Source organism: Nocardia sp. NPDC051900 (assembly GCF_044452545.1).
In the GTDB taxonomy this organism is placed as follows: Bacteria; Actinomycetota; Actinomycetes; order Mycobacteriales; family Mycobacteriaceae; genus Nocardia; species Nocardia sichangensis.
This window is the reverse complement of sequence record NZ_JBITBU010000026.1, coordinates 1-17,559: the sequence shown is the minus strand read 5'-3', so window position 1 is coordinate 17,559 and position 17,559 is coordinate 1. Positions and strand designations below refer to the sequence as shown.

The window sequence follows — 17,559 nt, the reverse complement described above, 5'->3', positions numbered from 1 at the left end:
CCCGTCTCGGTCCCGTCAATCTCGCAGCAACGGAAGCAGCTGGTTGCCTTGGCGCTCGATCTCGCGCAGATACGGGGTGTCGGAGAGCACGAAGTGCGTGATGCCGAGATCTTGGTACTTGCGCAGCGACTTGGCGACGTCTTCGGGGGAGCCGACCAGCCAGGTGGTCCCGGCGCCACCCGCGCCGAACTTCCCGGGCGTGGTGTAGAGGTTGTCGTCGAGCACCTCGCCCTTCGCGGCCAGATCCAGCAGTCGCTGCTGTCCCACAGCCGTCCGGCGATGTGGGTTCGGCACGGGGGCGTGGTGGTTGTCGGCCATCTCGGCGACCTTCGCCTCCGCCTCGGCCCAGGCCTGCTCGGTGGTGTCGCGGACGAAAGTGGTGACCCGCAGGCCGAACTCCAGGGGCGCATGTTCGCGACCGAGTTCCTCGCTCAGCGACCGCAGGCGCTCGATCCGTTCCCTGACTCCCGACAGGGGCTCGCCCCAGAAGAGCTGGACGTCGGCCTCGGTCGCCGCTACCCGCTCCGCGGCCTCCGACGCACCGCCGAAGTAGAGCTTCGGGTGGCGGCGCTCGCCGCGCGGGACGATCCTCGGCAGCGCGGTGGAATTGCTGACCTGGTAGTACTCACCCCGGTAGGTGACGTTCTCCTCCGTCCACAGCCGACGGACGAGTTGGAGGAACTCTTTCGTGCGGGCGTAACGCTCGGCCTGATCGCCCTCGGTCTCGCCGTAGGCCGCGAGATCGTCCTTGCCCGACACGATGTTCACCCGCACCCGGCCGCCGGAGAGGTGGTCGAGGGTCGCCGCGGCCGATGCGAAGTTCGCCGGACGCCAGTAGCCCGGTCTGATCGCGATCAGCGGCTCGAAACTCGTGGTCCTGGCGGCGAGAGCCGTTGCGACGGTGAGGGTGTCCGGGCGACCCCACCCGGTGCCGAGCAACGCGCCCTGCCACCCGTGCTCCTCGAGCGCCTTCGCCTGAGCGGTCAGGGTGTCGAGGCTGTTGTGGTCGGCCACGATGGTGTCGCCGCGGTGTCCCGGCGTGACCTGATTCGGGATATACCAAAGGAAACTCATCGGCGGTTATTCCTGTTCGGCGGGCGTGATCAACGGCGAATCACCCGGCTGGCGGGTCGACCAGCCTTCGGACATCGGAATTATCGACCTCGAACGAGGCCGTAGGCCGTTCACAGCCCGCGTCGTTCACCCTGGACCACCGCTCCTGAGCTGCGACGATTCGCCGCGATGAGCAATAAATTCATCCAGATTCCAGCGCGGCCGATATGCCCTGCGCGATACCGATTTTCGGTGGATCACAGTCCCGGAGCGATCCTGGCGTCGACCGGGGGAGGCGGCGGAATCACATCGCTGTGCGGGCGAGCGAGTGGTCGGAGCCGAGCTGTGCGCGCATGTCCCGCGGCGATCCTGCCCGGCGGTGAATCGACGGGGCCGGTCGCCGTGCCCGGCGGAGCAACGGCGACCGGCCCGTTGGTTATCCGACCGGAACGATCGGGGTGCCCGAGCCCGGTCCCGGCGCGGGCGGAACCAGCGCACCGGCGGGCGTATTGGTATTGGGCGCCGACTTGGCGGGCGGGGGCGCCAGCACTTGCAACGGCAGTGCCGGTGGCGGCGCGGCCGGCCCGCCGCGCGTCCCGGGTACGGGCTTGTCGTTGCCGCAAGCGGTGGCGGAGGAGGGTGATTCGCCGCAGTTCGGTCCCGGGCCGACCGGCACGATCGGCTCGGCGGAGGCGGTTGCCGCGGCGATGATCAGCGAAACCGACACGCCGATCGGCGCCATCCAGCGTCGCGGCGCTCGCCCGTGCGTCACAGCCATATCGGGTCACCGTAGACCGCGACCGAATTGTCCGCCGTCGCCGTGGATATCGACACGATCGCGAACGAGCGCAGGCTCACCGCGCCCGCGCACGCGTCGATCTTGATCTGGATCTGATCGACGGAGATCGAGCCGTGCGGTCCGGCAAGCGGTTTCGTTCCCAGCGTGATGCTGTTGATGGTGCCCGGCTTGATGGTCGTCGACATGCTCGGCAGGGCCAGCGCGCTGCCGCCGATCCCGAGGCCGGGCGAGGGGGCGACGGTCACCGTGGCGTTCGGGCCGATAGCCGCGGAGATGCCCACGGTCAGGCCGTTGGAGACGTCTATCTGGCAGCCGATCTGGTATCCCAATTGCAGCGTTCCGGAGTTCACCGCCTCCCGGCCCTCGCCGCCGATGTCTGCCGCGGCCGACAAGGTGACGAATCCTTCCCTGGTGAACGGTGTCGCGGCGAGATTGGGTACGCGCTGCACGTCTTCGGCGGTCTTGCTGATCCGCAATTCCCAGCCGTCCTCGGTGCCGACGACACGAGATTTGTCTGCCACTGGGTCAGCGGTCGCGGGGGCGGCGGTCATGCCGAATGCCGCGGTCGCGGCGATGCCGAGCATCGCCATCGTCGAGCCCTTCAATGGAATCCTTAGTCCTGTTAACAGTCGAACGCGATAGTACTGACTCCGCTGACGTGGCGGCGCGAAGGCCGCCCGCCATTGGGGTACAGCGGGTTTCGCCGATCGGGTTCTCGTCAGCGGTGGATGTATCCCCGGGTGAGCGATGCGTCGTCCAGTCGCGGTGCGATCGATTCGCCGCCGAGCGCCTGCCGCAGGAGCGCTTGCTCGTCCTGGATGACGTGCATGACGGCATTGATCAGGGCGAGGTGGGTGAACGCCTGTGGATAGTTGCCCCAATGACGGCCGGTTCGGGGATCGATCTCCTCGGCGTAGAGGCCGAGGGGGCTGGCGTAGCCGAGCAGTTTCTCGCACAGCTGCTTGGCCTTCTTCTTCTCGCCGACCTCCGACAGCGCCGATACCAGCCAGAACGAGCAGATCGTGAAGGCGCCTTCCTCCCCGGCGCATCCGTCGTCGGTCTCGTCGACGCGGTACCGCAGGACGAGACCGTCTTCGGTCAGTTCCTCGGCGATGGCCAGCACCGTGTTGCGCACCCGCTCGTCCTCGGGTGGCAGGAAACGTACCAGCGGGATGAGCAGGGTCGAAGCGTCCAGCGAGGTGCTGCCGTAGTACTGGGTGAACACCCGCCGGGAGTCGACCGCGTGTGCGCAGATGTCGGCGTGGATCTCGTCGGCGGCCTGTTGCCACCGGTGCGCGCGGGCGAAGTCCTGGTGGATGCGGGCCAGCCGGGCGCCGCGGTCGGCGGCGACCCAGCACATGACCTTGCTCGAGGTGAAGTGCCTGGGCTGTCCGCGGACTTCCCAGATGCCGTGGTCGGGCTCGCGCCAGTAGGTGAGGGCGCTCTTGACCGCACGGCCGAGCAGCGGCCAGGCCCGCGCATCGATCTGATCTTGATGACGACCGTAGAGATAGACCGCGTCCAGCGCGGCGCCCCACACATCGTGCTGACGTTGCCGGTAGGCCTCGTTGCCGATGCGCACCGGGCCCGCGTTGTCGTAGCCGCGCAGGTGGGGGAGGGTCTGTTCGGCGAGATCGGTCTCGCCGCCGATGCCGTAGACGATCTGCATGTCGCGGGCTTCTTCGGTCAGGTCGAGAATGTAGGAGAAGAAGTCGTTCGCCTCCCAGGTGAAACCCAGCGTGTACAGGCCCCACAAGGCGAAGGCGGAGTCGCGGATCCAGGAATAGCGGTAGTCCCAATTACGCTCACCACCAGGTGTTTCGGGTAGTGACGTGGTGGCGGCGGCAGCGACGGCCCCGGTGGGAGCGAAGGTCAATCCCTTGAGCGTGAGCGCACTGCGAGTGAGTTCGGCGGTCCAGGGATGGTCCGGAAATCGCCCGCCCGCCAGCCAGTGCCGCCAGTGGTGGATCGTGCGCAGCAGCCGCTCTTCGGCCTCCGCGACGTCGCCGGGAGCGTCACGACTGCCCCAGGCGAGCGCGCAGAACCGGGTGTCCCCCTTCTTCAACAGGGTGCGGGCGACCGCGTGCGTTCCCTCCAGACCCAAGCGCATGTCGGTGCTCAAGGTCAGTTGCAGATCGGTCCCGTCGGCGCCGGCCTGTGCGAGGTGATAACTGCCGAGGTACTCCCACCGTGCGCGATGCCTGCCGTAGTCGAAGGCCGGTTGGCAGTCGAGCCCGAACTGGATCTGCCCGGTCTCGCAGTGCACCGTGCGCAGCAGGATGTGCTCGGCGTCGTAGTCCGTTGGCGTGCGCCGGTGGGCGCTGCGGCCGGGTTTCTGGTGCCGCCACGGCCCGACCAGCAGTACATCGCGCACCGTCGCCCAGCCCTCGCCGCTGCGCCAGCTCGTCTCCATGACCATCGTGCCCGGGATGTAGCGACGATCGGTGGGCACCACGAAGTCGGCGGGAGCGAACCGGAACGAGCCGGCGGAGCGATCGAGTATCGCGGCGAACACGCTGGGAGAGTCCATGCGCGGCAGGCACATCCACTCGATGGCACCGCTGGGCGCGATCAAGGCGGTGACCTCGCAATCGGAGATGAACCCGTAGTCGTCGATGCGTGGGAACGCTGTGAGCCGCGGTGTGCCTTCGATCTCGTCCATGCGTTTCTCCGTCGTCGTCTCGGGGCTTACCGTCCGGCGGTCGTCCACCGGCGAGTATCTGGTGCACCGCCTTTCTTCGGGAGAACACTGTGCGCGGTATCGAGGCGTGAGTGCTGCGACGCTCCCATCAGCCCATCACCTCGTGGGCCGGATCGGCAAGCCCCGAGATCTAGCGACCGCCGTCGGCTCCGGGTGCCTCCGGGCTGACCAGTCGTCGGGCGGCGAGGACGGTGGCGGCGCGGCGTTCGGTGATGTTGTGCCGGGTGGTGCGGGTGGCGTGCATGGCCGCGGTGCGGGCGAGGTCGGTCAGCATGACGATCAAGGTGATGGGCGCGAACGCCCCGGTGATCAATCCCTGCTCTTGGCCGCGGCGGATCTCGGCGAGTTTTCCCGCGATGATCCGGCGGATGGCGTCTTCGGCGGCGGGAATGTGGGTCTGCTCGATCTCCGCCCATGCCTGCAGCCGGGCGTTGTCCGGGTGCGCGACGTAGTGGTCGAAGAGTCGGCCGACGTAACCGGGCAGATCCGCGGCGTCGAGGGCGGTCTCGTCGGTGGTCTGGGCGACCCATTCCTCGGTGACCGCGGCGTAGAGCTCGTCTTTGCCCGCGAAGTACGCGTAGAGCCGGTCCTTGCTCGCTTTGGCCGCGTCGGCGATGCGGTTGATGCGCGCTCCCGCGATGCCGTACCGGGCGAACTCCGCTTTGGCCGCGACGAGGATTCGTTCGCGGGTGGCCTGACCTGCTGCGCGCATGGCCGCATCCTATCTTGCCGAACCTTTTGGTTCGGATATACAGTTGCCGAACCAAAAGGTTCGGGAAACTGCGGCGGGAACGAGGATGGTTTGGTTATGGGCTCTGTGGGGACTGGCTGGCGAGAACTCGTCGCGCGGGAGACCGGAGTGACCGCGGCGGAGCTGGACGCGCTGTGGGCCGGCCTGCCCACCGCGCGCGCCGAGGACATCCTCGGCGAGTGGAAGGGAGCGGCGTTCCCGACCGGGCATCCGCTGCGCAAAGCGTTGTCGGTGAGCCGCTGGTACGGCAAGACGTTCCACAGTGTGCTGGACGCCAAGCCGTTGATCTGCCGCGCCGAGGACGGATCGCTGTTCTCCGATGTCGAGCTCGGCGGCGGTGGGGAAGCGACATTGTGGAACATCGAGTTCCGCGGCGAGGTCACCGCCACCATGGTCTACGACAAGCGCCCGGTCTTCGACCACTTCAAATGGCTCGACGAGAACACGCTGATGGGCATCATGAACGGCAGGCCGGAGCTGGTGCTGGCCGACGGCGAGTACTTCTACTTCCTGCTCGAGCGGATCTGACCGATGGTGACCACCACCGCGGTGCTGTCGCGCGACCCCGCCGCGCCGTTCACCGTCGAATCCGTCGAGATCGACGGCCCCCGCGAGGACGAGATCCTGGTCCGGGTCCAGGCCACCGGCATCTGCCACACCGACCTGGTCACCCGGGCGGCTGGGGCCGCCGACCGTCCCGTGCTGCTCGGCCACGAGGGCGCCGGAGTGGTGGCGGCCGTCGGCGCGGCGGTGACCGGTGTCCGTCCCGGTGCCCGTGTCGTATTGACCTTCCGGCACTGCCGGTCGTGCCGCAATTGCCGAGCGGGACGCCCGGCGTACTGCGAGCGAGCGGTGGAACTCAACCAGTTCGGCGCGCGGGCGGACCGGTCGCGCCGGGTCACCGTCGCCGGAACCACGGTGCGGGACGGGTTCTTCGGCCAGTCCAGCTTCGCCGCGTACGCCTTGACCACCGCCGACAACACGGTGGTCGTCGACACCGAGGTCGATCCGGCTGTGCTCGCCCCACTGGGCTGCGGGTTCCTCACCGGCGCCGGGGCGGTGCTCAATGTGCTGCGGCCGGATCGCGATGCCCGCGTGGCGGTCTACGGCGCAGGCGCGGTCGGTATGGCGGGTGTGCTGGCGGCGGTGGCGTGCGAGGTCGACGAACTGGTTGTGGTGGAGCCGTCACCCCTGCGGCGGGCGCTGGCGCGGGAACTGGGCGCGACCGCGGCCCTGGATCCGGCGGCCGACGACATCGTGCCCATGATCCGGAAGCTGACCGACGGCGGGGCTACCCACGCGCTCGACACCACGGGATCGGCGGGCGTGCTCGCCACGGCGGCAGGCGCGGCGGCGATCGGCGGCACGGTGGTCGCGGTCGGATTGGGCGCCGGGGTCCCGGCGATCGATCTGCGCGATATCGTGTTGGGCGGCAAGGTGATCCGCGGTTGCCTCGAAGGCGACGCGGTGCCCGCGACCTTCATCCCGCAGCTGCTGGACCTGCACGCCGCGGGACGGTTCCCCATCGACCGTCTCGTCACGACCTACCCGCACGCCGACATCAATGTCGCGCTCGCCGACCAGCGCGCGGGCACGGTCGTCAAACCGGTCCTCACCTGGTGAGGTGACCGAAGTCAGGCCGCGGCTGCGCCTCGGCACGCACGGCGGTTCCGACAACTGGCACCGAAAGAACGGTTTGTTTGTGGTCGCGGGTGGTACCCGGTGCACGTATCGGCTCGACAGCGCGGTCGCGCCGGTACGCGATCGGGGCATCCCCGTTGCTCGACCACCGGCCGGTTCGACAAATGCCATGAAATCGCTTGCGCCGCACGAGAACGAGGGGCCCCTAAGGTTGAATGGCGCAAAGGAATTGCATCGTGATCGAGGACGCGAACGTGCCCGGCACCGACGATGAAGACCGAGACCGGATCATCTGGCCCGAGTCGCGTTTGAGCGCATGGTGGGCGGATGTCATGGGCCACCGCTTCCCCCGAACTCAGACCACGACATCGAGTTGATCCCCGGCCGCCGGTTCGCCGGGTGCGAGTACGAGCAGCGGGGGAGATGTCCCGGTGGATTTCATTGGCTGAACTGCTCACGGCACGTCGGCCTGGGGGGCGTGCCGTCCGGTTTCCTTGTCCCGGCCCGCGCGGAGCGGATCCGCGAACGTTCTCTGAACTACCTCATTCCGGTATGACGGCGCACGTGCGCGTGTGCTACGCCCCGTCCGGTTGTGGCGTCCGGCGCAGCGCGAGGAGTCCGTCGATGATCTCGATCGCCGTCAGCGGAGCCGTCGCGGCGTTGTGGATCTGTGCGGCGAGACCCGCGGGGCAGCCGGGCCCCGGCCTGGCGGTCGTGGCGCACGCGGTACAGCCCGCGACGGCCTCGGCGAGATGCGCTTCGACATTGCGCACGTCGAGTGCGGTGATCAAATCGAACCCGCTCGAGAAGGGGATCGGCATGTCGATGGGTTCCTCCGGCTCAATGTCCGATCGGGTGGCACGTCGCCGCGAGTCGTCCGTCTCCGTGCCGCGCGGCGCGAATCGGCCGGAACGTCGGACGGCCGCGCGAGCAGGCGCCGGCCGCTGCCGGGCCGTCGCGAGCGATGCATGGGCGAGAACTCGAGGCGCTGTCTGGTGGATGGGATCCGCTTGTGGCCGACGCCGTTGTCGGCCTGCCGACGTCGTTGTCGGGTCGGATGTCCGGTGACGTCGTTGTCGTTCGGACGAAGGAGCAGCACGTGTTTATATAGGCTCCGCATCGGTAATGTAACAGATGGATATACCTCCTGGGAACCCGTCAGCGAACTCGGATTCGCCGACCTTTTGCCCTGCCTGTGCCTGCTTTCGTGTGCGTGCGGCGGAGCGCGGGCTGCGGTTCAGCGACAAATACGCGTTGGGGGACTACCGACCCCGTCCGGCCTCGTGCCGGGCGGGGTCTTCCTGGTGCTCAGGAGGGAGGGGCGGACAGCAACCGGGTCCGCCGGGTCAGGGTCGCTCCGATGCCGTCGGCGGCCGCGCGGACCGATGCCGCGTGGGTCTCGGGATTGAACCGATGGGACGGGCCCGCCACGCTGATCGCGGCGACCACCTCGTCCGCCTCGCGAACGGGGGCGGCCACGCAGACGATGCCGGGCGCGGATTCCTCGAATTCGAAGGCCACTCCGTCGGCGGCGATCCGATCCAGCTGGGTGCGCAACGTGCCCGGTAGGGCCATCGTCCGGGGGGTGTAGCGGCGAAGCGGCGCGGCCAGCACCTGGTCACGAAGCGCCGCGTCGGCGTTGGCCAGTAATACTTTGCCGATGGCCGTGCAGTGCACCGGCATACGGCCCCCGATCCGCGACGGAGCGCTGGCCTGCCTGCGTCCGCCGATCTTCGTCAGGTACACGACATCCGTGCCGTCGAGAATGCCCAGATGGACGGTCTCGTGGATGCGCGCGTTGAGTTCCTCCAGGAATGGAATGGACACTTCGAGCAGACTCCGTTCGACCGATGCGCGCATCCCGAGCTCGAACACATAGCTTCCGAGCCGATACCCGGCGTCGTTCCGGTCCAGTAGTCGGACCGCCACCATGTCGGCGAGGACCCGGTGCAGCGTGCCCTTCGCAATGCCGGTCCGCCGTCCCAGCTCGGCCAGGCTCAACGCGGTGTCATCGATCGAGAACGCCTCGAGCACGGCCATGATCTTGCCGAGCACGGTCGAACCGTCTATCGCACGACCAGCGAACGCGGATGACACGGTCGACCTCCAACCTCCGGACCCGCTCACTCTACCGCGGCGGCGTTCGGCTCAGTGGAACGCAATGCTGGCGGATGCGTCCCACCTGCGGCGACAGTGAGAGCACTGTTTCACCCCCTCACGAGATCCGGGACTTCCGATGCCAACACCCCCAGGCCTTGACCGACGCTCCGTGGCTGCCGACGCTGCCACGATCGCCGCCGCCGACCTGCTCAGCGCGGCCGCCCGCTCCGGCACCCCGTGCGGACCGGTGCGCGACCTGATCGGTGCCGACGACGTGACCGCCGCGTACGCGGTGCAGGAACTGCTGACCGCCGAGCGCATCGCGGCGGGCGCCGAGGTGGTCGGCCGCAAGATCGGCTTGACCTCCCCGGCGGTGCAGCGGCAGCTCGGTGTCGATCAACCGGACTTCGGAGTGTTGTTCGACGACATGTACTACGGGCAGGACACACCCGTGCCGCTGAGCCGGTTGTTGCAGCCGAAGGTCGAAGCCGAGATCGCGTTCGTGCTCGGCGCGGACCTGGCGGAGGGGCCGCTCGATGACGAGCAGGTCCGCGGCGCGATCGACTACGCCGTGGCCGCGCTCGAGATCGTCGACAGCCGCATCGCCGGTTGGGACATCACCTTCGGTGACACCGTCGCCGACAACGCTTCGAGCGGTTTGTACGTGCTCGGCGCCGAACGCCGCACCCTCGATTCCTTCGAGCCCGTCACGGCGCAGATGCGGATGTCGATCGACGGTGTCGAGGTGTCGACGGGAAACGGCGCGGCCTGCCTCGGCGATCCGCTGCACGCACTGGCCTGGCTGGCGCGGACCACTCGCGAGTTCGGCAGGCCACTGCGCGCCGGGCAGACAGTGCTCTCCGGAGCGCTCGGACCGATGGCGCCGATCGAGGCCCCTGGAATCGTCACCGCGGACATCACCGGTCTCGGATCGGTGACCGCGACCTTCATTCGGGAGTGAAACCATGAACGACAGCCCCGCCAAGCTCAAAGTCGCGGTGATCGGATCGGGCAATATCGGCACCGATCTGATGATCAAAGTGATCCGGCACTCGACCGTCCTGGAGATGGGCGCGATGGTCGGCATCGACCCGGAATCCGACGGTCTGGCCCGCGCGCGCAGACTCGGCGTGCCCACCACGTCCGACGGCGTGCGAGGCCTGCTGGAACTGCCGAACTTCGGCGAGATCGACGTGGTCTTCGACGCGACTTCCGCCAAAGCCCACGCCGCCCACGCCGCGGTGCTCGAACCGCTCGGCAAACGCCTGATCGATCTGACACCCGCAGCGCTCGGCCCGTTCGTCGTCCCGGCGGTGAACCTGGACGCGCATCGCCACGCGCCCAACGTCAACATGGTGACCTGCGGCGGGCAGGCCACCATCCCGATCGTCGCCGCCATCTCGCGCGTGGCGCCGGTCGCCTACGCCGAGATCGTCGCGTCCATCGCCTCGAAGTCGGCGGGACCGGGTACGCGGGCGAATATCGACGAGTTCACCGAAACCACCGCGCACGCGATCGAAACGGTCGGCGGCGCGCGGCGCGGGAAAGCCATCATCATCCTCAATCCGGCGGACCCGCCGCTGATCATGCGCGACACGGTGCTGTGCCTGGTCACCGCGCCGGATCCCGGCACCCATGAGGCGATTCGCGAATCGGTGGAACAGATGATCGCGCACGTGGCCACCTACGTCCCCGGCTACCGCCTCAAGCAGCAAGTCCAGATCACCGCCGTCCCGCAGGACCAACCGGTGCACACCCTGCTCGGCCCGGACACGGCGACCGCGCCCACCCATCAGGTGACGGTGTTCCTCGAGGTCGAAGGCGCCGCCCACTACCTCCCGGCGTACGCGGGAAATCTGGACATCATGACCTCGGCGGCCGTGCGCTACGCCGAATCCATCGCCGACACGATCGCCGCGGCTCCGGCGGGACAGGAAGCGCTCCGATGACCACCCAACTGTTCATCCAAGACGTCACACTCCGCGACGGCATGCACGCCGTGCGCCACCGCATCACTCCGGACGACGTCGGCCGGATCGTGGCGGCGCTCGACGCGGCCGGTGTCGACGGCATCGAAGTAGCCCACGGCGACGGTCTCGCCGGGGGCAGCCTGAACTACGGCCCGGGAAGCAACACCGACTGGGAATGGATCGAAGCCGCCGCGGACAATCTCACGCACGCCCGGCTGACCTCGCTGCTGCTGCCCGGCATCGGCACCATCGAAGAACTGAAGCACGCCTACCGGCTCGGTGTGCGCTCGGTGCGCGTGGCCACCCACTGCACCGAAGCCGACGTGTCCGCCCAGCACATCGCCACCGCACGGGAACTCGGGATGGACGTCTCCGGATTCCTGATGATGTCCCACATGGCCGAACCGGCTCGCCTGGCCGAACAGGCGAAACTGATGGAATCCTATGGGGCGCACTGCGTCTACGTCACCGATTCCGGCGGCCGGCTGACCATGAACGGAGTCCGTGACCGGGTCCGCGCCTACCGCGAGGTGCTGGACCCAGGCACCGAGATCGGAATCCACGCGCACGAGAATCTCTCGCTGTCGGTGGCCAATTCCGTCGTGGCGGTGGAAGAAGGCGTCACCCGGGTCGACGCCTCGCTCGCCGGGCACGGCGCCGGAGCGGGCAACTGCCCGATCGAGCCTTTCGTCGCCGTCGCCGACCTGCACGGCTGGAAGCACAACTGCGATCTGTTCGCGCTACAGGACGCGGCCGACGACTTGGTGCGGCCCCTGCAGGATCGCCCGGTCCGCGTGGACCGCGAAACACTCACGCTCGGCTACGCCGGGGTCTACTCGTCCTTCCTGCGGCACGCCGAAACGGCCTCGCGGCGTTACGGCATCGACGTGCGCACGATCCTGCTCGAGGTGGGCCGTCGCGGGTTGGTCGGCGGGCAGGAGGACCTCATCGTCGACATCGCGCTCGACTTGGTCGCCGAATCCTCCGGCGCCACCGCCTGAACGGCATCGAGCTCGCCGACGGTGATCTGCCACCGTCGGCTTTCCGACTCGGATTGTCCGAGCGGGGAGTGCGGAGTGTCCGAGTTCGTGGACACTCCTGGCTACGTAGTGTCGCTGCGGACGCAGAACGATCGCCGTCACAAATCCTTTGTGATGTGTTCTGGGTCAGCGGCTTTGCCGCGCCGGTGCGGCTTCCGCCCACCTGGATCCCGGCCATACGGCCCATGGTTTCCGAAGGCCGCGTGCCCTCTTCGTCTCGTCGATCCTCTGCGAGCTCCGACGGTCCTTCCGCGGCTTTGGCTGCCGGACAGAGACATTGCGGTTCCGCCGCGACAGCGCCACCGCCGCGGCGGGACCGCCGTCGTCTCCGGCCGCGAGAGGCCCTCACACGGTTGCGTTGTGTGCGTGCGAGACTCGGGGCGATGCTCACTTACTTTCAAGCGACAGTCATCGGGGCGGTGCAAGGTGTCACCGAACTGTTCCCGATTTCCAGCCTGGGGCACTCCGTGTTGGTCGCGGCATGGCTCGGAGGCGACTGGGAGAAGTTGACCGGCGAGGGCGAGCCCGGTGCGGGCACACCGTATCTGGCGTTCGTGGTGGCGCTGCACGTGGCGACGGCGGTGGCGCTGCTCGGCTACTACTGGCGCGACTGGTGCGTCATCGTGGCGGGCTTTTTCACCACGCTGCGCACCGGGCGCCTCGACACCATCCCCCAGCGGCTGGCCTGGTCGATCGTCGTCGCCACCATTCCGGTCGGCGTGCTCGGCTTCCTGCTGGAACATCCGCTGCACGCGCTGTTCGGGACGCCTTTCTACGCCGGTATCTTTCTCGCGCTCAACGGCATCGTGCTGATCGTCGGTGAGGGATTGCGCCGGCGGAACGAGCCGTCGCTGGCCGAATACGGGCGGAGGTTCGCTCGACGGGAAGCCCGCAGAGGCACCCGCACGGCCGAGGCGGAGACTCGGCGCCAATCCGACCGGCCGCTGGCCGCCCTCGGGACAGCGGACGCTCTCGGCATCGGCTTCGCGCAGGTCGGCGCGCTGCTGACCGGATTCAGCCGGGCGGGCCTGACCATGGTCGGCGGCCTGTCGCGGGGTCTCGCGCACGAGCACGCGGCGAAATTCGCCTTCCTGCTGGCCACTCCGGCGATCCTCGGCGCGGGAGTCCTGGAACTACCGGAACTGGTCGGCCCGCAAACCGAAGGCATCCGTGGACCGGTGTTGTTCGGAGCCATCGTCTCCGGGGTGTCGTCGTGGCTGGCAGTACGGTTCCTGGAGCGCTACTTCCAGACCCGGACCCTACTGCCGTTCGCCATGTACTGCATCGTCGCAGGCACCCTCTCGGTCGTCCACTTCAGTTGAGCTCTGCTCGGCCGAAGTGGCCGATCCGGCTCCGGCGCGGCCGGAACGATCAACCGGTCACGCATTCGTCGGCGTGCACCTCCTCGTCGGTGTCCAGGACGACCGCCGCGCCGACCATCCCGGCGGCGACCAGTTCGATGACAACGGCGGAGGATCTCGGTTCGCCGCGGTAGGGGATCTCGGACTCGTAGGTGAGTTCGTCCCGGTCGCGCAGTTGCGCGGCCGCGATGGCGAGATCGTCGTAGCTGAGGGTCTGGTCCCCGACGAAGGCCGGGTCGGTGCCGGTCAGCGCCCGGGTGCGGTGTGCGTAGGTGACCGGGCGGGGTGATTCGGCGGCGATCTCGGCGATGACGGCGGGGTCGTCGAGGGCGAGCCAGTCGAGGGTGCCGGTGGGTGGATCGCCGAGGGTGAGGCCGATTTTGGCCTCGAGGTCGTCGGGCAGTGCGGTGTCGGGGACGACGGCGGCGCCTGTTTTGAGGACGGCCCAGGTCGCGATGACCGCTTCCATGCCGCGATCCAGACGCAGTGCCACGCCCGCGCCGGGACCGCAGCCCCGCGCGATGAGCACCCGCGCCAAACGCGAAGAGCGGGTCTCCAGATCGTGGTAGGACAGCTCGTCGTCGCCGGCCAGGATGGCGGGGGCGTCCGGATCGTCCTCGACAGCGGCCACGAGTGTTTGGGCGAGTGTGGTGCCCGCGGTCGCCGCCGAGTTCGGCGGCGGGGTGGGAACGCTTCTGGCCGTGCCCATTTCCCGTTCGGTTGGGTCGAGGATGTCGATGTCGCCGATGGGGGTGTGGGGGTTGGTGGCGATGGTGGTGAGGATGCGTTCGAGTCGGTGGCCGAGGGTGTGGATGGTGGTTTCGTCGAAGAGGTCGGTGGCGTAGGTGAAGATGGTGTCGAGTTCGGCGGGGGTGCCGTCGTCGTGGTGGTGGGGGTTGATGTTGACTTGTAGGTCGAATTTGGCGGCGACGGTGTCGGTGTCCAGGGCGGTGACGGTGAGGCCGGGTAGTTGCAGGGTGGGTTGTTCGTTGTTCTGGAATGACAGCACGACCCCGAACAGGGGGTTGTGGGTGGTGGCGCGGCCGGGGGCGACGATTTCGACGACGCGTTCGAAGGGGATGTCGGCGTTGGCGAAGGCGGCGAGGTCGGTTTCGCGGGCTTGGTCGATGAGTTCGGTGAAGCTCGTGCCGGTTTCGACGCGGGTGCGCAGGGTGAGGGTGTTGACGAACATGCCGACGAGTTCGTCGAGGGCGCGTTGGCCGCGTCCGGCGATGGGGGTGCCGATCGCGACGTCGGGGTCGCCGGTGAGGCGGGCCAGCAGGACCGCGAGGGCGGCGTGTACGACCATGAACAGGGTGCAGTTGTGGGCGCGGGCGAGCTCGGTGAGGGCTTGGTGGATGTCGGGGGAGACCGCGAAGCCGGTGTTGGCGCCGCGCATGGATGGGATCGGGGGGCGGGGCCGGTCGGTGGGGAGTTCGGCTTGCCCGGTGAGCCCGGCGAGCTGGTGGCGCCAGTAGGCGAGTTGTCGTGCGGCGACGGAGGTTTCGTCGTCGTCGGTGCCGATGACGTGGCGTTGCCAGATGGCGTAGTCGGCGTATTGCACTTCCAGTGGCGCCCAGCGGGGGGAGTTGCCGCCGATGCGGGCGAGGTAGGCGGTGACCAGGTCGCGGGCCAGCGGGGCCATGGAGGCGCCGTCGGCGGCGATGTGGTGGGCCACGAACGCCAGTAGGTGTTCATCGGGGCCGGATTCCAGCAGCAGGGCGCGGACGGGGACTTCGGTGGTGACGTCGAAGCCGGTGAGCATCAAGTCCATCACCTGGGTGGTGGGGTCGTCGGTGACCACGACTTCCAGTCCGGTGGGGAGGGCTTGGTCGACGGTGAGGATCTGCTGGAACGGTAGTCCGCCGGGGCCGCCGGCGGGGTAGCGGGTGCGTAGGGATTCGTGGCGTTCGAGGACGTCGGCCAGTGCGTAGCGCAGGGCGGAGACGTCCAGGGCGCCGTGCAGGCGGATGGCCATCGGGATGTTGTAGGCGGCGGAGGCGGGGTCGAATTGGTTGAGCACCCACATGCGTTGCTGGGCCAGCGACAACGGGATCGGTTCGCTGCGTTCGGTGCGTTCGAGCACGGTGCGGGCGCCGCCGCCGGCGCCGGGCACCACCCGCGCGGCGAGCGCGGCCACGGTCGGGGCTTCGAACAGTTCGCGTACCGCGACATCGGCGTCGAGGGCTTCGTTGATGCGTGCGACCACGCGGGTGGCCAGCAGCGAGTTGCCGCCCAGGGCGAAGAAGTCGTCGTCCAACCCGACCTCGCCGGCGCCCAGCAGCCCGGCGTACACCTCGGCCACCGCCTGCTCCACCGGCGAACTCGGCGCGCGGAACGCCACCGCCGACACCACCTGCGGCGCGGGCAGCGCCCGGCGGTCCAGTTTCCCGTTCGCCGTCAACGGCAACACCTCGAGCACGACCACCGCATCCGGGACCATGTACCCGGTCAGGAATTCGGCGACTTCGCCGCGGACCGCGGTGGGGTCGATGCTCGCGCCGGGGTCGGGCACGACGTAGCCGATCAAACGGTCACCGGCATGCTCGTCGGTACGGACCACCGCGACCGCCTGCCCGACCCCGGCACACCGCAGCAGCGCCGCCTCGATCTCCCCGAGTTCGATGCGGAACCCACGCAACTGCACCTGCTGATCACCGCGACCGGCGTACTCCAGGGCGGCGTCGTCACCACGGGCACGCCAGCGCCCGATATCCCCGGAGCGATACATCCGCGAGCCCGGCGCACCGAACGGGTTGGCCACGAACCGTGTCGCGGTCAACCCCGCACGCCCCAGATACCCGCGCGAGAGCTGCGCGCCGACCACATGGATCTGTCCGGCCACCCCGACCGGCGCCGGATGCAACCGGTCGTCGAGCACATACGCCTCCAGGCCCGGGATCGCCCGCCCGATCACGCTGGCCGGGTTGTCGACCATCTGCTGGTCCAACGACAGGAACGACACGTGCACCGTGGTCTCGGTGATGCCGTACATGTTCACCAACCGCGTCCGCTCACCATGGCGGGCATACCAGCGGCCCAGCTTCCGCAGATCCAGCGCCTCCCCACCGAAGATCACATACCGCAACCCCAACTCCGCCCCGCCCGCCGCGGCGCGGTCGGCCTCCACCAGCTGATAGAACGCCGACGGCGTCTGATTCAGCACCGTGACCTGTTCGCGGATCAGCAGTTCGCGCAGCTGCTCCGGTGAGCGGGAGGTCAGATAGTCGACCACCACCACGCTGCCGCCGTGCGCCAGCGCGCACCACAACTCCCACACCGAGAAGTCGAACGCGAAGGAATGGAACAGCGTCCACACATCGGTCTCGTCGAACCCGAACAACGGCTGCGTGTTCGCCAGCAACTCGATGACGTTGCGGTGCGCCACACCCACACCCTTGGGCACCCCGGTGGAACCGGAGGTGTAGATGACATACGCCAGATTGTCCGCACGCAACCGGCCCACCCGATCGGCATCACTCACCGGCGCATCGGAAAACTCTCCTGCCGCCTCCAGCAACACCACCGGCAACCCACCCGACGGCACCGCCTCCCGCTGCTGCACCGTGGTCAGCACGCACACCGGGGCGGCGTCTTCGAGCATGAACTCCAACCGCTGCACCGGATAACCGGTATCGATCGGCAGATACGCCGCCCCCGCGATCAACACCCCCAACAACGCGACCGGCAACTCCTCGCTCCGCGCCACCGCCACCGCCACCAACGACTCCGGACCCGCACCGTGGGCGATCAACGCCCGCGCCACCTGATTCGCCCGCGCATGCAGCTCACCGAACGTCAACGACCCCTCACCCGAACGGATCGCGACCGCGTCCGGGCGGTTACGGGCCTGGGTGGTGATGACATCGACCAACGTCACCTCCGGCACCAGCGCCCCCGGAGTGGACCACTCGTGCAACACCAACTCCCGCTCACCCGCGGCCAGCACATCGATATCACCCACCACCACCGACGCATCCGCCGCCACCGCGGCCAGGATCCGGGTGAACCGATCGGCGAAATCCCGCACCGTCGCGTCATCGAACAGATCGGTGGCATAGGTGAACGCCGCCGACAACCCACCCGCCCCACCGTGACGGTCGAGATTCTCCGCCACCGCCAACTGCAGATCGAACTTCGCCA

Annotated in this window: 15 protein-coding genes; 7 read left to right on the top strand and 8 right to left on the bottom strand. The window is 68.4% G+C overall.

Features of this window, described 5'->3' with window-relative positions; all coding sequences use genetic code 11:
- Window positions 1-15: 15 nt before the first annotated feature.
- The 5 genes from ACIA5H_RS33020 to ACIA5H_RS33000 all read right to left on the bottom strand — a co-directional run bounded on the left by ACIA5H_RS33020 (window position 16) and on the right by ACIA5H_RS33000 (window position 5,265).
- On the bottom strand, window positions 16-1,074 hold the full coding sequence (locus ACIA5H_RS33020) for an LLM class flavin-dependent oxidoreductase (RefSeq protein ID WP_356965927.1): 1,059 nt from the start codon (window positions 1,072-1,074) through the stop codon (window positions 16-18).
- Between the two features lie 415 nt (window positions 1,075-1,489).
- Window positions 1,490-1,831 (bottom strand): hypothetical protein, encoded by a 342-nt coding sequence (locus ACIA5H_RS33015; RefSeq protein ID WP_379253677.1) that lies wholly within the window; start codon window positions 1,829-1,831, stop codon window positions 1,490-1,492.
- Window positions 1,822-2,457: an MspA family porin gene (locus ACIA5H_RS33010; RefSeq protein WP_379253676.1), complete on the bottom strand. Its 636-nt coding sequence runs from the start codon at window positions 2,455-2,457 to the stop codon at window positions 1,822-1,824. The genes ACIA5H_RS33015 and ACIA5H_RS33010 overlap by 10 nt, the downstream gene beginning before the upstream one ends.
- Window positions 2,458-2,570: 113 nt before the next feature.
- Entirely contained in the window at window positions 2,571-4,514 is a 1,944-nt protein-coding gene (locus ACIA5H_RS33005) for a glycoside hydrolase family 15 protein (RefSeq protein ID WP_364438967.1), read from the bottom strand.
- Window positions 4,515-4,683: 169 nt separating this feature from the next.
- Window positions 4,684-5,265: a TetR family transcriptional regulator gene (locus ACIA5H_RS33000; RefSeq protein ID WP_379253675.1), complete on the bottom strand. Its 582-nt coding sequence runs from the start codon at window positions 5,263-5,265 to the stop codon at window positions 4,684-4,686.
- Between the two features lie 96 nt (window positions 5,266-5,361).
- On the opposite strand from ACIA5H_RS33000, the gene ACIA5H_RS32995 reads away from it, so the two are divergent.
- The 3 genes from ACIA5H_RS32995 (at window position 5,362) to ACIA5H_RS32985 (ending at window position 7,322) form a co-directional block, all read left to right on the top strand.
- Window positions 5,362-5,832, top strand: coding sequence for a DUF4334 domain-containing protein (locus tag ACIA5H_RS32995; protein ID WP_364438961.1), 471 nt, complete (start codon window positions 5,362-5,364; stop codon window positions 5,830-5,832).
- Window positions 5,833-5,838: 6 nt separating this feature from the next.
- Window positions 5,839-6,927, top strand: a complete 1,089-nt coding sequence (locus tag ACIA5H_RS32990) for an NAD(P)-dependent alcohol dehydrogenase (RefSeq protein ID WP_397079889.1) — start codon at window positions 5,839-5,841, stop codon at window positions 6,925-6,927.
- Window positions 6,928-7,181: 254 nt separating this feature from the next.
- A complete protein-coding gene (locus ACIA5H_RS32985) occupies window positions 7,182-7,322 on the top strand; it encodes a hypothetical protein (protein ID WP_355075525.1) in 141 nt (46 codons plus the stop codon).
- Window positions 7,323-7,520: 198 nt separating this feature from the next.
- Here ACIA5H_RS32985 and ACIA5H_RS32980 read toward each other — a convergent pair whose 3' ends face one another.
- A complete protein-coding gene (locus ACIA5H_RS32980; RefSeq protein ID WP_356965934.1) occupies window positions 7,521-7,766 on the bottom strand; it encodes a hypothetical protein in 246 nt (81 codons plus the stop codon).
- Between the two features lie 487 nt (window positions 7,767-8,253).
- Window positions 8,254-8,985, bottom strand: coding sequence for an IclR family transcriptional regulator (locus tag ACIA5H_RS32975; protein WP_379253872.1), 732 nt, complete (start codon window positions 8,983-8,985; stop codon window positions 8,254-8,256).
- A 196-nt stretch (window positions 8,986-9,181) separates the two neighbouring features.
- Between ACIA5H_RS32975 and ACIA5H_RS32970 the strand changes: the two genes are divergently transcribed.
- From ACIA5H_RS32970 to ACIA5H_RS32955, 4 genes are all read left to right on the top strand, one after another.
- Window positions 9,182-10,006 carry a 2-keto-4-pentenoate hydratase gene (locus ACIA5H_RS32970; protein ID WP_397079774.1) on the top strand — a complete coding sequence of 275 codons (825 nt, stop codon included), beginning with the start codon at window positions 9,182-9,184 and terminating at the stop codon, window positions 10,004-10,006.
- 4 nt (window positions 10,007-10,010) lie between these two features.
- A complete protein-coding gene (locus ACIA5H_RS32965) occupies window positions 10,011-10,994 on the top strand; it encodes an acetaldehyde dehydrogenase (acetylating) (RefSeq protein ID WP_397079772.1) in 984 nt (327 codons plus the stop codon).
- Complete coding sequence (gene dmpG, locus ACIA5H_RS32960) at window positions 10,991-12,016, top strand: 4-hydroxy-2-oxovalerate aldolase (protein ID WP_356965940.1); 1,026 nt, start codon at window positions 10,991-10,993, stop codon at window positions 12,014-12,016. The genes ACIA5H_RS32965 and dmpG overlap by 4 nt, the downstream gene beginning before the upstream one ends.
- Window positions 12,017-12,438: 422 nt before the next feature.
- Window positions 12,439-13,377 carry an undecaprenyl-diphosphate phosphatase gene (locus tag ACIA5H_RS32955; RefSeq protein ID WP_379253670.1) on the top strand — a complete coding sequence of 313 codons (939 nt, stop codon included), beginning with the start codon at window positions 12,439-12,441 and terminating at the stop codon, window positions 13,375-13,377.
- Window positions 13,378-13,426: 49 nt separating this feature from the next.
- Here the strand turns inward: ACIA5H_RS32955 and ACIA5H_RS32950 are convergent.
- A partial coding sequence (locus tag ACIA5H_RS32950; RefSeq protein ID WP_397079769.1) for an amino acid adenylation domain-containing protein occupies window positions 13,427-17,559 on the bottom strand: 4,133 nt, incomplete at its 5' end.

Bases quoted from the DNA above. Each gene is read 5' to 3' on its own strand.
- ACIA5H_RS33020 (WP_356965927.1), bottom strand. From the start codon at position 1,074: ATGAGTTTCCTTTGGTATATCCCGAATCAGGTCACGCCGGGACACCGC.
- ACIA5H_RS33015 (WP_379253677.1), bottom strand. From the start codon at position 1,831: ATGGCTGTGACGCACGGGCGAGCGCCGCGACGCTGGATGGCGCCGATC.
- ACIA5H_RS33005 (WP_364438967.1), bottom strand. From the start codon at position 4,514: ATGGACGAGATCGAAGGCACACCGCGGCTCACAGCGTTCCCACGCATC.
- ACIA5H_RS33000 (WP_379253675.1), bottom strand. From the start codon at position 5,265: ATGCGCGCAGCAGGTCAGGCCACCCGCGAACGAATCCTCGTCGCGGCC.
- ACIA5H_RS32995 (WP_364438961.1), top strand. From the start codon at position 5,362: ATGGGCTCTGTGGGGACTGGCTGGCGAGAACTCGTCGCGCGGGAGACC.
- ACIA5H_RS32980 (WP_356965934.1), bottom strand. From the start codon at position 7,766: ATGCCGATCCCCTTCTCGAGCGGGTTCGATTTGATCACCGCACTCGAC.
- ACIA5H_RS32975 (WP_379253872.1), bottom strand. From the start codon at position 8,985: ATGGCCGTGCTCGAGGCGTTCTCGATCGATGACACCGCGTTGAGCCTG.
- ACIA5H_RS32970 (WP_397079774.1), top strand. From the start codon at position 9,182: ATGCCAACACCCCCAGGCCTTGACCGACGCTCCGTGGCTGCCGACGCT.
- ACIA5H_RS32965 (WP_397079772.1), top strand. From the start codon at position 10,011: ATGAACGACAGCCCCGCCAAGCTCAAAGTCGCGGTGATCGGATCGGGC.
- dmpG (WP_356965940.1), top strand. From the start codon at position 10,991: ATGACCACCCAACTGTTCATCCAAGACGTCACACTCCGCGACGGCATG.
- ACIA5H_RS32955 (WP_379253670.1), top strand. From the start codon at position 12,439: ATGCTCACTTACTTTCAAGCGACAGTCATCGGGGCGGTGCAAGGTGTC.